11 protein-coding genes, 1 other RNA gene and 1 pseudogene are annotated in these 12,351 nt (G+C 73.4%); 6 read left to right on the top strand and 7 right to left on the bottom strand.

What is annotated here, in order from left to right:
- Window positions 1-26 precede the first annotated feature (26 nt).
- Window positions 27-905 (top strand): PhzF family phenazine biosynthesis protein, encoded by an 879-nt coding sequence (locus tag ACIQZN_RS11825; RefSeq protein WP_073965414.1) that lies wholly within the window; start codon window positions 27-29, stop codon window positions 903-905.
- 18 nt (window positions 906-923) lie between these two features.
- Here the strand turns inward: ACIQZN_RS11825 and ACIQZN_RS11820 are convergent, their stop codons facing one another.
- Window positions 924-1,745, bottom strand: a complete 822-nt coding sequence (locus ACIQZN_RS11820) for a ScbA/BarX family gamma-butyrolactone biosynthesis protein (RefSeq protein WP_403991060.1) — start codon at window positions 1,743-1,745, stop codon at window positions 924-926.
- A 232-nt stretch (window positions 1,746-1,977) separates the two neighbouring features.
- Between ACIQZN_RS11820 and ACIQZN_RS11815 the strand changes: the two genes are divergently transcribed.
- Window positions 1,978-2,355, top strand: coding sequence for a VOC family protein (locus tag ACIQZN_RS11815; RefSeq protein WP_403991058.1), 378 nt, complete (start codon window positions 1,978-1,980; stop codon window positions 2,353-2,355).
- Here the strand turns inward: ACIQZN_RS11815 and ACIQZN_RS11810 are convergent.
- Together ACIQZN_RS11810 and ACIQZN_RS11805 are read right to left on the bottom strand one after the other, a co-directional pair.
- Window positions 2,333-3,559, bottom strand: coding sequence for a glycosyltransferase (locus ACIQZN_RS11810; protein WP_403991055.1), 1,227 nt, complete (start codon window positions 3,557-3,559; stop codon window positions 2,333-2,335). The two genes, ACIQZN_RS11815 and ACIQZN_RS11810, sit on opposite strands and share 23 nt — an antisense overlap.
- Window positions 3,556-4,356 (bottom strand): MerR family transcriptional regulator, encoded by an 801-nt coding sequence (locus ACIQZN_RS11805; protein ID WP_403991052.1) that lies wholly within the window; start codon window positions 4,354-4,356, stop codon window positions 3,556-3,558. Before ACIQZN_RS11805 ends, ACIQZN_RS11810 begins: the two co-directional genes overlap by 4 nt.
- Window positions 4,357-4,809: 453 nt before the next feature.
- Here ACIQZN_RS11805 and ACIQZN_RS11800 point away from each other — a divergent pair, with 453 nt between their 5' ends.
- From ACIQZN_RS11800 to ACIQZN_RS11785, 4 genes are all read left to right on the top strand, one after another.
- The gene (locus tag ACIQZN_RS11800; protein ID WP_403991049.1) at window positions 4,810-6,495 is read left to right on the top strand and encodes a glycosyl hydrolase family 18 protein; all 1,686 of its coding nucleotides are present in this window, start codon (window positions 4,810-4,812) and stop codon (window positions 6,493-6,495) included.
- 196 nt (window positions 6,496-6,691) lie between these two features.
- Window positions 6,692-7,099 carry a hypothetical protein gene (locus ACIQZN_RS11795; protein WP_403991046.1) on the top strand — a complete coding sequence of 136 codons (408 nt, stop codon included), beginning with the start codon at window positions 6,692-6,694 and terminating at the stop codon, window positions 7,097-7,099.
- The gene (locus tag ACIQZN_RS11790; protein ID WP_403991043.1) at window positions 7,096-9,441 is read left to right on the top strand and encodes a tetratricopeptide repeat protein; all 2,346 of its coding nucleotides are present in this window, start codon (window positions 7,096-7,098) and stop codon (window positions 9,439-9,441) included. The genes ACIQZN_RS11795 and ACIQZN_RS11790 overlap by 4 nt, the downstream gene beginning before the upstream one ends.
- Window positions 9,442-9,525: 84 nt before the next feature.
- Window positions 9,526-9,651: a DUF397 domain-containing protein gene (locus ACIQZN_RS11785; protein WP_403991614.1), complete on the top strand. Its 126-nt coding sequence runs from the start codon at window positions 9,526-9,528 to the stop codon at window positions 9,649-9,651.
- 22 nt (window positions 9,652-9,673) lie between these two features.
- Here the strand turns inward: ACIQZN_RS11785 and rnpB are convergent.
- The 4 genes and pseudogenes from rnpB to ACIQZN_RS11765 all read right to left on the bottom strand — a co-directional run bounded on the left by rnpB (window position 9,674) and on the right by ACIQZN_RS11765 (window position 12,292).
- Window positions 9,674-10,075, bottom strand: an RNA gene (gene rnpB, locus ACIQZN_RS11780) — RNase P RNA component class A.
- A 40-nt stretch (window positions 10,076-10,115) separates the two neighbouring features.
- A pseudogene (locus ACIQZN_RS11775) lies at window positions 10,116-10,193 on the bottom strand (Uma2 family endonuclease); the annotation flags it as partial.
- 106 nt (window positions 10,194-10,299) lie between these two features.
- Complete coding sequence (locus ACIQZN_RS11770) at window positions 10,300-10,809, bottom strand: TetR/AcrR family transcriptional regulator (RefSeq protein ID WP_403991040.1); 510 nt, start codon at window positions 10,807-10,809, stop codon at window positions 10,300-10,302.
- A gap of 64 nt (window positions 10,810-10,873) precedes the next feature.
- Window positions 10,874-12,292 carry an RNB domain-containing ribonuclease gene (locus tag ACIQZN_RS11765; RefSeq protein ID WP_403991611.1) on the bottom strand — a complete coding sequence of 473 codons (1,419 nt, stop codon included), beginning with the start codon at window positions 12,290-12,292 and terminating at the stop codon, window positions 10,874-10,876.
- Window positions 12,293-12,351 lie beyond the last annotated feature (59 nt).

Below are 12,351 nucleotides of genomic sequence, written 5' to 3'. Positions count from 1 at the left end.
TCGCCGGACGCGCGGTTGACGCGCACATGAGTGATCTCCCCGCGACGGGCATCCTGCGTTACACCGCGTTCTCCGCCGACCCCGAGGGCGGCAACCCCGCCGGGGTGGTGCTCGACGCCTCCGGTCTCGACGAGGCGGCCATGCTGGCCGTGGCCGCGGACCTCGGCTACAGCGAGACCGCCTTCCTGACCGGGCGGACCGAGGCGTCGGAGCCCGGTGCGCGCGGTTACGTCGTCCGCTACTTCAGCCCGAAGGCCGAGGTGCCGTTCTGCGGGCACGCGACGGTCGCCGCCGCTCTCGCGCTCGCCGAGCGGGACGGGCCGGGCGAGGTGGAGTTCGCGACCCCCGCCGGTACGGTGCCGGTCACCGTGGTCCGCGAGGGCGACGAGCTGCGGGCGACGCTGACCAGCGTGGAACCGCGCGTCGAGGACGTGGCCGCGGGCGACCTCGCGGAGGCGCTGGCGGCGCTGGACTGGCCGGCCGCCGATCTCGATCCGGCCCTGCCGCCCCGGATCGCGTACGCCGGGGCCCGCCACCTCGTGCTGGCGGCGGCCACCCGGGAGCGGCTGGCCGCGCTGGACTACGACTTCGCGCGCCTGGAAGCGCTGATGCACCGGCTGGACCTGACGACCGTGCAGCTGGTGTGGCGGGCGTCCGACGCGGTGTTCCACGTCCGCGACCCGTTCCCGGTCGGCGGTGTGGTGGAGGACCCGGCGACGGGTGCGGCGGCGGCCGCGTTCGGGGCGTACCTGCGGGAGCTGGCCCTCGTGCCGGAGGCCGCCGTGCTGACCCTGCACCAGGGCGAGGACATGGGCCGCCCCGGCACGCTCACGGTGACGCTGGGGGCGGGCGACGCGCGGGTCCGGGTGAGCGGGACGGGCACCCGGCTGCCGGACCCGGCCTGACGCGGGGGCCGGTCCGGGTCAGCCGCTCCCGAGGGCGCAGGTGAAGACGGGCTCGCCGTCCTGCACCGCCCGCACCCGCACCCCGTCCGGCGCGGTCGTCGCCTCGATCCAGCAGGGCCGGTCCAGCTCCACGTACCGGAGGAAGTCGGAGCTCAGGGTGACCGGGAGGAAGCCGGGCACGGTGGCGTGGGCCGCCTGCCGGGCCGCCTCCAGGAGCAGGATGCCGGGGACGTGGTCGTTGGGGCGGCCGAACAGCGTCGGGTGCCCGGTGTCCAGCCGCAGCGGCCAGCGTCCCGGGGCGACGGGCGGTGCGAGGACGACGTCCCGCTCGGCGGTCCGGCCGACGGTGATCGGCGCGAGGGCCGGGGGCGGGGGCACGGGGGCGGCGGTGGACTGGTGGCCGCGCAGGCGGTGGTAGGCGGCGGCCGAGGTGCAGCTGATCCGCGAGCCGCAGACGGCGAGCACCGCCCCGTCCCGGCGCAGCGTGAAGTCGACGCGCATCGAGCCGAGACCGCTGCCCCGGCGGCGGATGTCGGAGCAGTTCACCTCGACCATGAGGTCCCAGGGCTCCTCGCCGAGCACAAGGTGTCCGGCGGCGGTGGTGTAGCGCAGCTCCCACATCACGAAGGCGTCGCCGAGCGGCACCCCGAGCTCGGCGTGGCAGACCAGCATGGCGGCCTGCCGCATCGTTTCCGCAATCAGCAGCGGGTCCTGGTGGCCGACGACGGGGGCGAAGAAGCGGTGGGCACGCGGCCAGTGCGCGGGCACGCAGAACCGGGTCTCGCTGAGCCGGGCCACCCCGGTCGGGAAGAGGTCCCGGGCGTCCGGGCGGTGAGCCATCCGCCGGAGCTCCTCCCCGGTCACGCGTGAGGAGAACTGGACCATGGGGCGCCCCCGGAAGACTGCGGTTCGATGGGCCGGGTTGCCCCCGGCCCGGCTGTGACCTGGCCAGTCTGCCCCGGCCCGACCCACAGTTTCCAGCCACCCTCCCATCCACCTCTCAAGTCCCCCTGGAGCCAGGCCCTAATGTGAGTCGGGTGACCGACCGTCATCAACGTGACAGGAGTGACCCATGTCCGTGCACCGTGTGGTCCCCAACATCCCGGTAGGCGCCGACGGCGAGGCCGGGACGGACGCCTCCGCCCTCCGGGAGAACGCCGCGTTCTACGGCCTGCTCGGCTTCGAGGAGGTCATGAACCATGGCTGGATCATGACCCTCGCCTCGCCCACCCAGCCGGCCGCGCAGATCAGCTTCATGACCAAGGACGAGACCGGCCCGGTCAACCCGGACCTCAGCGTGGAGGTGGCCGACGTGGACGCGGTGCACGCCGCGCTCGTCCGCGAAGGGGCCGAGATCGTGTACGGCCCGCACGACGAGGAGTGGGGCGTCCGCCGCTTCTTCGTCCGCGACCCGAACGGCCGCGTGGTCAACGTACTGACGCACCGCTGAGCCGCCGCACCGCCTCGACCGTCTCCGCCGCCCCGTCCTCCGCGGCCATCCGCTTCGCACCCTTGGCGGCCGCCTCCCGGTATGCCCGCTGCCGCACCACGCGGTCGAGGGCGTCGGCGAGGCGGTCGGCGGTGAGGGCGCGGAAGGGGATCGGCTCGTCAGCGGCGCCGATGGCGGCGAGGCGGCCGGCCCAGAACGGCTGGTCGGCGGTCACGGGCACGGTCACCGCGGGGACCCCGGCCCGCAGCGCGGCGGCCGAGGTGCCGGCCCCGGCGTGGTGGACCACGGCGGCCAGGTGCGGGAACAGCAGGGCGTGCGGTACGTCCCCGATCGTGAGCACGTCGTCGCCCTCGGCAGCCAGACCGGCGCTGCCGGACTGGAGGACGCCGCGCAGCCCGGCGCGGCGCAGGGCCCGCTCGGCGAGCTCGCCGAGCCGTTCCCCCTCGCCGGCCGCCATGCTGCCGAAGCCGATGAGGACGGGCGGGGCGCCGGCGTCCAGGAAGTCCGCGAGCCTCGGGGGCAGTTGCCCCTCGGGGTCGTGGTACGGCCACCAGTTGCCGACCACGCGCAGACCGGGGCGCCAGTCGGCGGGCCGGGGCACCAGGGCGGTACTGAAGCCGTGCAGCACCGGCCAGTCGGCGCGCTCCTGGCGGCGGCGCGTCTCGGAGGGCGTGGCCGGGGGCAGCCCGAGCCGTTCGCGGAGCGCGGTCACCGCCGGGGCGTACAGGCGGTCGGTCATGCGGAGCGCGAAGCGCCCGGCCAGGCGGTTGCCGGGGCGGCCCAGGGAGCGGGTGCCCATGACGACGGGCGGGAAGTCGCCGGTCGGCGCGGTGGGCTGGAGGTAGACGCCGATGCCCGGGGTGCCCGTGGCCTCGGTGAGGTGCCAGGCCAGCGGGGCGGTCGTGGCCGAGAGCAGCAGCAGGTCCGTGCCGTCGGTCATCGCGTCGGCGAACCCCTGACCCAGGTCGGTGATGAACGCGGAGGCGGCCCGCATGAGTTCCCGCTTGCCGCCGCTCCCGCCGCCGCCCTGCGCCGGGTTGCCCGGGAGGGCGCGGAAGTCCAGCCCGGCGGCGCGGACGAGGGGCGCGAAGGTGTCCGTCGTGGCGAGGGCGACCTCGTGGCCGGCCGCGCGGAGTGCGGCACCCAGGCCCGTGTAGGGGGCGACGTCACCGCGCGATCCGGCGGCGGCGATCAGTATTCTCATCGGTTCTCCTCGGGCATCGGTTCTCCTCGGGCTCGCCGGGCCGCGTTGGCGTGGACGGCCTTGCACAGGTACGCGGCCAGGCCGGGGCGTTGCCGGGACGGCGGTACGACCAGGGCGAAGGCGCGCGGATCGGCGGCGAAGTCGTCCGCGATGCGCCGGTGCATGTCGGGCGGGCAGGCGGTGAACCAGCGGGAGATGTGCAGCCGGTGCTCCTCGGCTAGGTCCATGGCCCGTTCGCCGTCGCTCGGCTCGCCCTCGTCGAAGGCCGCCAGCAGCTCGGCGCGCCAGGCCGTGGCCTCGCCCATGAGCCGCCGCCAGTCCTCCTTGGTGTGCGCGGCGGCCCGGGCCATCGACTCCCGCTGCCCCGGTGAGTCCGCCCACTTGAGCGCCGCCTCGGTGGCGTAACTCAGGTCGGCGGTGATCTCGCCGAACACCTCGAAGCGCTCCTGCGGGGTCAGCTCGACCCCGGTCCGCTCCACCTCGATCGCCCGGCGGGCCACCTCGGAGAGCCGCCGCAGCCTGGCGATCTCCGCCTCCAGCTGCTCCTGTCGGGCCCGCAAGTGGTCCAGGGCGTTGGCCTGCGGGTCCTTGAAGATCTCGGCGATCTCGTCCAGCGGGAAGCCCAGTTCGCGGTAGAAGAGGATCTGCTGGAGCCGGACCAGGTCCGCCTCGTCGTACAGCCGGTAGCCGGCCCGGCTGCGCCCGCTAGGCGAAAGCAGTCCCGACTTGTCGTAGTGGTGCAGCGTGCGCACCGTCACTCCGGCGAAGGCCGCCACCTGCCCCACGGAATAGCTCATCCACCCGCCCTTTCCTCACGGCCGATCATCGAGCCTGACGTAAGGGGAGGGTCAAGCCGTGCCCCGATCCGAAGACACCGGCCCGGCGGGGTGTGAGTCGTCCAGCTCGGCGAACGCCGCGTTGTCCAGACCTGGCCGACGCAGGTCTGGACCTTAATGGCGAACGGAGTCCGGCCAAGGGGCTGAACCGAGTCGGTTCGCGCCTCCACTTTTCAGCATCGCGTGGTTCGTTGCTGTACCACTCGCGGCGCCATTTTTAAGTGATCCTTAAGCCGCTGGTCACCGGCGGCGCCCGGTCGCCCGGCGGCGCGACGGCGCCCGTCCAGCGCCTCATGAACCATCAAATTGGTCTAGTCCTAATCTCGTTGGAATCGTTGACGTGCAGGTCACGGGCCGGTTATCACTGCTCCAGCCCATCCACAGCACCACCCGCTCCCCCGCTGGAGGCCGCACGTGCACCCCCGTAGAACTCTGATCGCCGCGCTCCTGAGCACGGCCCTCGCCACCGGCGGCCTCGCCGCGACCGTCGGCATCGGCTCGGCGCAGGCGGCCGACGCACCGGCTTCCGCTTCGGCGGGCGGTGTGCGCATCGCGTACTACGACCAGTGGAGCGTCTACGGCAACGCCTTCTACCCGAAGCAGCTCGACACCCGGGGCATCGCCGGCAAGCTGGACATCATCAACTACTCGTTCGGCAACATCCACCCGACGGACCTCACGTGCTTCGAGGCCAACAAGGCGGCGGGCGACGACAACAACCCCAACGCGGGTGACGGTGCGGGCGACTCGTACGCCGACTACCAGAAGTCCTTCGGCGCGGCGGACAGTGTCGACGGCGTGGCCGACAAGTGGGACCAGCCGATCGTGGGCGTCTTCAACCAGTTCAAGGAACTGAAGGCGAAGTACCCCCATCTGAAGATCAACATCTCGCTGGGCGGCTGGACCTACTCCAAGTACTTCAGCGACGCGGCGAAGACGGACGCGAGCCGCAAGAAGCTGGTCTCCTCCTGCATCGACCAGTACATCAAGGGCAACCTGCCCGTCGAGGGCGGCTTCGGCGGCGCCGGCTCGGCGGCCGGGATCTTCGACGGCATCGACATCGACTGGGAGTACCCCGCCTCCGCGGGCGGCCACCTGGGCAACCACTACGCCCCTGAGGACAAGCAGAACTTCACGCTGCTGCTCGCGGAGTTCCGTAAGCAGCTCGACGCGTACGGCGCTGCCAACGGCGGCAAGAAGTACCTGCTGACCGCCGCCTTCGGGGCCGGCCAGGACAAGATCGCGAACATCGAGACCGACAAGATCGGCCAGTACCTCGACTACGCGAACCTGATGACGTACGACATGCACGGCGCCTGGGACGGCGACGGGCCGACGTACCACCAGTCCCCGCTGTACTCGGGCGCCAACGACCCGTCCGACCCGGTCGCGCCCGGCACCGAGAAGTACTCGATCGACAACGCGGTCGACTCCTGGCTCGACGGCAAGCCGGCCTACGGCATCGCCGGCGGCTTCCCCGCGAACAAGCTGACCCTGGGCTACGAGCTCTACTACCGCGGCTGGAAGGGCGTCCCGGCGGGGACCACCCACGGCCTGACCCAGTCCGCGACCGGCGGCTCCTCCCCCCGCCCGCTCAGCCAGCAGGCCGGCATCGCGCACTACAAGGAGCTCGGCGGCATCGTCGACAACCCGGCGACGACGTACTGGGACGACGAGGCGAAGGCGTCCTACTTCTACAAGGACGGCGAGTTCTTCACGGGCCTGGACCAGAAGTCCATCCAGGCCAGGGCCGACTACGCGAAGCAGCGCGGCCTGGCCGGCGCGATGATGTACTCCCTGCTCGGCCTGGACGACAAGACCACCCTGCTGAACCAGATCAACACCGCGATCGGCGGCTCCACCACCGGGCCCACGACCCCGCCGACCACCGACCCGACCACCCCGCCCACCACCGACCCCACGGACCCGCCCGCCGGTGGCTGCGGCTCGGTCCCGGCGTACGTGGCCGGCACGGTCTACAACGCGGGCAACGAGGTCTCCTACAACGGCCATAAGTACAAGGCCCAGTGGTGGACCCAGAACGAGACCCCCGGCAGCACCGGCGACTGGGGCGTCTGGAAGGACCAGGGCGCCTGCTGAGCGGCCGCACCCGATGTGAGCCCCCCGCCGGTCGCCGGCGGGGGGCTCGCGCGTGGAACGCACCCCGGTCCGGCGGGATTCGGCCAACCTCGGCCCTTCGCGGGTGTCCCGTCCGCGTTCCCCGGGATTCGGCCGGTCCGGGCCCCTACGATCGCAGGGCGATCCGGAAGCGGATCGCCGGGCGAGGGGGCGGCACATGGACATCGTCGACACGGGCGGCAGCACACTGGTGGCACTCCTGGCCACCGACGCGTGGCTCCAGGCGCGCGAGGGGATCGTCGCGCTCTGGCGCCGGTTCCGCCCCGCGCAGGCGGACGAGGTGACGCTGGCGCTGGACGAGACCCGCGAGGAGGTCCTGGCCGCGCGCGGGGACGGCGACACCCGGGGCGAGGCCGACCTGGTGCGCGACTGGGAGCGCCGACTGCGGCGCATCCTGGCCGATGACCCGGAGGTCGCCCAGCAGTTGGAGCGGCTGCTCGCCGAGGTGCGCGGGTCGCTCCCCGAAGCCGAACGGCCCGCGCCGGGACCGGTCTTCCACACCCAGGTCTCCGGGCACGGGCGCGCCTACGTGGCAGGGCGCGACCAGCACATCACCGAGCGATGACGCGTCGGACCCCTTACGGAGCAACGGAGTTCGGAGCGGAGGCGACCGGCCACGGGCGGATCTACCAGGCCGGTGCAGACCAGTACATCACCGTGTACGGCGCCGCGCACGGCCCGCCCCTCGCGGCGGAGCCGGGGGCGCCGAGTCCGGAGTCGGTGCGGGTACCGCTCACCTCGCCGTTGAGCTCTCCCCTGCGGGACCGCCACGAACTGCGGGCGGCGCTCCTCCGCGACATCCGCGATCCCGCCGCGGCGGGCAACGGGCTGCATGTGGTGTGCGGGATGGCGGGGTGCGGCAAGACGGCGGTCGCCCAGACCGTGTTCGGCGAGGCGGTGCGGGACGGCGTCGTCGGGCTGTGGGTGAACGCGTCGCACCCCTCCTCGTTCCGGTCCGGGATGCTGGCGGTGGCGCACGACCGCGGCGCCTCGCAGGACGAGGTGGACGCCGCCCGGACCAGCCGGCGGGCGGCCGCCGACTTCGTCTGGCACTACCTCGACCGCTCCCCGGAACGCTGGCTCCTCGTCATCGACAACGCGGACGACCCGGAGGTCTTCCGGGACGAGCTGTGGCTGCGGACCAGCCGGCGCGGCATCGTCCTGGTCACCAGCCGGAACGGGCACGCGCGAGCCTGGCGCCCCGCCGCCCGACACCCTCTGGACGTCCTGCGGATCGCCGACGCGGTGGACGTGCTGCGTGATCTGGCCATCGGCGCCGAGGAACAGGCGAAGCTGGAGCTCCTGGCCGCCCGCCTCGGCTGCCACCCGCTCGCACTCTCACTGGCCGGCGCGTATTTCGGCCGCCAACTGCTGGAGTCGGTCACCGTGGACGAATACCTCAAGCGCCTCGACGTCGACCCGTCCCTGATCGACCGCGGGGCCGAACCGGGTGAACAGGACCTGAGCAGGCTCATCAGCGGCACCTGGCAGCTGTCGCTGGACGCCCTCGCCGAGCGGGGCGCGCCGGAGACCACGACGCTGCTGCGGCTGATCTCCTGCTTCGCCCCGGACCCGCTGCCCGCCGCCCTGCTGCGTCCGGCCGGCCTCGACACCGCGGGCCTGCCCGACGCCGATCCCCCGCTGCGGGGCGAGCAGGCCAACGACGCCCTCGGAGGGCTGCTCTCCCACTCCCTCGTGTCCCTGCTCGACGTCTCCGTCGGTGCCGGGGACACCACCGTACGGAGCCTGCGAGCCCATCCGCTCCTGCTGGAGACCGTGGCCGCGCGCACGCCCGTCGACCAGCGCGGCGTCCTGCTGCGCGCCGCGACCGCCCTGCTGAGGGGGCTCCTCCCGGCCGGGGCGGAAGAGGGCACCGGTCCGCACGTCCTGCGGCTGCTCACCCCGCACGCGATCCACCTGCTGCGGCGCACGGTCCGCGAGCGGGCCGGGGTCCGGGAGACGGCTCTGACCGTGGTACGCGAGCTGCGCGGCCACGCCTTCGCCTGCGGCGACCTCGCCGCCGCCCGGGCGCTGGCGGCCGAAGCGGTCGGCGCCTCCGAGGACGTGGTGTCGGCCGAGGCGCTGGACGACCTGCACGAACACGGCCGCGCGCTGTCCGGGCTCGGGCGTTACGCGCAGGCCGCCGAGACCCACGGCAACGTACTGCGGGCCCGGCACGAGCTGTTGGGCGCCGACCACACGGACACCCTCGACAGTGCCTACGCGTGGGGGCTCGCCCTGTACGGGCTGGGGCGCTGGGCGGACGACGAGCGGCACATGCGGCGGGCTGCGGAGGGCCGCGAGCGGGTCCTGGGACCGGGTCACCCCGACACGATCGACGCCGTCAGCTGCCTCGCCGAGGCCGTCGGACAGCAGGGCCGGTGGGCGGAGGCGGAGGCGTTGGGGCGGTCGAACCTGGGCGCCGCGGAAGCGGCGCTGGGCCCGGAGGACGGACACACGCTGACCGCGCGCATCGCCCTCGCCTGGGTCCTGGCGGGTACCGGCGCGTGGCAGGAGGCGGAGGTGCACACCCGCCTGACGCTGGAGGGCCGCGAACGCACGCTGGGCGCCGAGCATCCGCGTACGCTCGCGGCCCGGCAACGGCTCGCCGACGTCCTGACCCACCTCGGACAGTGGCAGGAAGCGGAGACCGCCGCCCGTGCCGTACGGTCGGCACGCCGCCACGCCCTCGGGGACGAGCATCCCCACACGCTGTCCGTGCGGATCCTCCTGTCCCGCATTCTGCGCGCCGGGGGCGCGCTCGCCGAGGCACGCGACAAGGCGGCCGAGACCTTGGCGGCCTGCGCCCGCGTACTGGGCGACACCCACCCGGACACGGAACGCTGCCGCCACGAACTGACGGCGGCCACCGAAGCCTTGAACCACCACGAGGGGGACCGGCCTTGACCGAACCAACCACCCGCACCTGGCGCAGAAGCAGCTACAGCGGCGCGGACAACGCCTGCATGGAAATACTCACCCCCCCCCCCGCTGGGAAGGGCCCCGATACGGGACTCCAAGATCCCGCACGGTCACATGATCGACTTCCGTGACACGGCCTGGATCTCGTTCATAGCGGCCGTCCGGAACGATGAGCTGCCCGGCCGCGCTCGCTGAGCCGGGACCCGAGGAGTGGCGGCAGACGAGTCGGGCTGTACGCCGGGTTCTGTCGCCCGGTCGCCTCGCGGCGGCCGGGGAGACGGCCATCCATCTAGGACCGGCATTGCTGCCGGCCTCGTGCGGTCTACCCGCGAACTCGGGCGGGCAGCCCTCGAACGTTCGCGCAGGGCCGTCTCGCGACGGCCCCTCTTGACCTTGCTCCGGGTGGGGTTTACCTAGCCGCCTGGGTCACCCCAGGCGCTGGTGGTCTCTTACACCACCGTTTCACCCTTACCCGGGACCGAGGTCCCGGGCGGTCTGTTTTCTGTGGCACTGTCCCGCGGGTCACCCCGGGTGGCCGTTAGCCATCACCCTGCCCTGTGGAGCCCGGACGTTCCTCGGGAGGATCCGAAGATCCCCACGCGACCGTCCGCCCGGCTCGTCTGCCGTGGGTGCCATGCTACCTGGCCGAGTCAGATGAACTCCGCCGTCTCCAGCGCCAGGAAGCCCTCAAGCAGGACGTCCGCCTGCGAGAGCGGTTCGTGCGGCATGGCAGACATGTCACGCCCCTTCCTCGGTCGCTCGCCGGAGTGGGCCATCGCGGAACCAGCCGTCCGTGAGATGGGAGTCGTTCCCCCGATCGTGGCACAGGACGACGTCATGACGTCAGAGGCGGCTCGACGCCAGTGCCGTGATGCCTGCTGTCCAGGCCGTGGTGACCGACTCCGGGGTGGGGAAGCGGTCGTTCAGTTCCATCATGACCATGCCGTGGGCGAAGGCCCAGGCCGCGCGGGCCAGGTGGGCGTCCGGGGCCAGGGCGCGGAAGAGGGGGGCGGTGGCGCGGTCCTCCAGGTGGTGGGGGTGGGGGCGGGACGTGGTGAGGCGGTAGAGGTGGGGGTGGGCCAGGGCGTGGGCGCGGTAGGCCGTGGCCAGGGCCGGGAAGGAGCCCGGGGCGGCCGTCTCCGCCGCTTCCAGGGCCTCGGCGGTCTCCGTCAGCATCGCGTCGGCCAGCGCGTCGACCACCGAGGACTTGTCCGGGAAGTGCTTGTAGAGGGACGGGGCCGTGATGCCCAGCAGGCCCGCCAGCCGGCGCATGGTCAGCGCCTCCGGGCCCTCCTGCTCCAGGAGCATGCGGGCGGCGGCCAGGATCTGGTGCTGGCGGGCGCGGTCGGTCACGCCGGTCCTTCCGTCGTACGGGCGCGGGGCGCGGGGGCCGAACTCGCGATCGTACGAGACGCCGTCAGGCGGGAACGAACAGGGCCTTCGCCGCGCCCGGAGCGGCCTGGGACAGGCGGACCCGCAGGCGCTCGCCCAGCGGGAGGGGCGCGGCGCCCTCGACGCGGGCGACGACCGCCGGGGCGTCGATGTGGACGGTCCCGGTGGCCGGTTCGTTCTCCTTCACGTCCACCACGTAACCGTCGAAGACCTCGCCCACCCGGTCCGTGAGCAGCGCGGCCTCGACCAGGTCGACGGACTCCCGCTCCACCGTGTTGCCGCGCCGCGTGCCCTCGGCCATCTCCTTGGGCAGCGCGGGCAGGGCTGCCAGGACCCATTCGGGCGGATCCCGGTCCTCGCAGGCCGCGACGCACAGCTCGGAGGCGTAACGGTCCACGAGGCGGCGCAGCGGCGCCGTGCAGTGCGTGTACAGGTCCGCCACCGCCGCGTGCACGGCGGGCACCGGCAGGTCGCCGCCGTCGAAGACGGTGTAGCCCGCGCCGCGCAGCAGCGTCGTGCAGTCCTGGAGGAACGCGGCGTGGTCGGTGCGGGCCGGGTCCAGCGAGCGGACGAGCCGGTCGTACGGGACGTGGTGCGGCCAGTCGATGTGCAGGGCCTCGGCGCTGCGCCGCAGCCGGGCCACCGCGCCGTCGGGCGCGACCGGCAGCGTGCGCAGGATGCCGGTGCCGCTCTCCGCCATGAGGTGGGCCGCCGCCATGCCGGTGAGCAGGGAGACCTGGGCGTTCCAGCCGTCGGCGGGGAGCGGGGCGCGGTATGCGAGGCCGTACGCGCCGTCGTGCTCGGTGATCTCCTGCTCGGGCACGTTGAGCGAGATGCCGCCCCGGGCCACCTCCTGCTCCTCGCGGAGTGTGCCGATGTCCCGGAGCAGGGCGAGCGGTTCCTCGGCGGTGCCCGCGTCGATCTGCCGTTGCACGCCCGCGTAGTCCAGCTTGGCGCGGCTGCGTACGAGGGCCCTGCGCACCCGGGTCGCGACCGCCGCGCCCTCCGGGTCGAGGTCGATCTCCCACAGGACCGCGGGGCGGACCCGGCCGGGCAGCAGGCTGGCGGCGTCCTCGGACAGGACCTCCGGGTGGAGCGGCACCCGGCCGTCCGGGAAGTACAGCGTCGTCACCCGGCGGTGGGCCTCCGCGTCGAGCGCGCCGCCGGGGCGCACGAACGCGGCCACGTCCGCGATGGCGTAGTGCACGCGGTAGCCGTGGGCGCGGCGTTCCAGGTGCATCGCCTGGTCGAGGTCCGTGGAGGTGGGCGGGTCGATGGTGAGGAAGGGGAGGTCCGTCGCGTCCGCGTGCCCGGCGAGCTCCGGGCTCCGCGCGGCGTCCGCCGCCTCGGCGAGCACCTCGGGCGGGAAGTCGTCGGGGAGCGACAGCTCGGTGCGCAGGCCGCGCAGGGCCGCCCGCAGCGGGGTCTCGGCTGCGCCGGTCATGTGCAGATGGCGGCGGGGCATGGTCCCGAGCGTAGGGCGGGGCACGGAACGCGGCATTC

It is taken from the genome of Streptomyces sp. NPDC097595 (assembly GCF_044761525.1).
Lineage (GTDB): Bacteria > Actinomycetota > Actinomycetes > Streptomycetales > Streptomycetaceae > Streptomyces > Streptomyces drozdowiczii_A.
The sequence above is the reverse complement of the archived record's forward strand: the minus strand, read 5'-3'. Positions and strand labels throughout refer to the sequence as shown.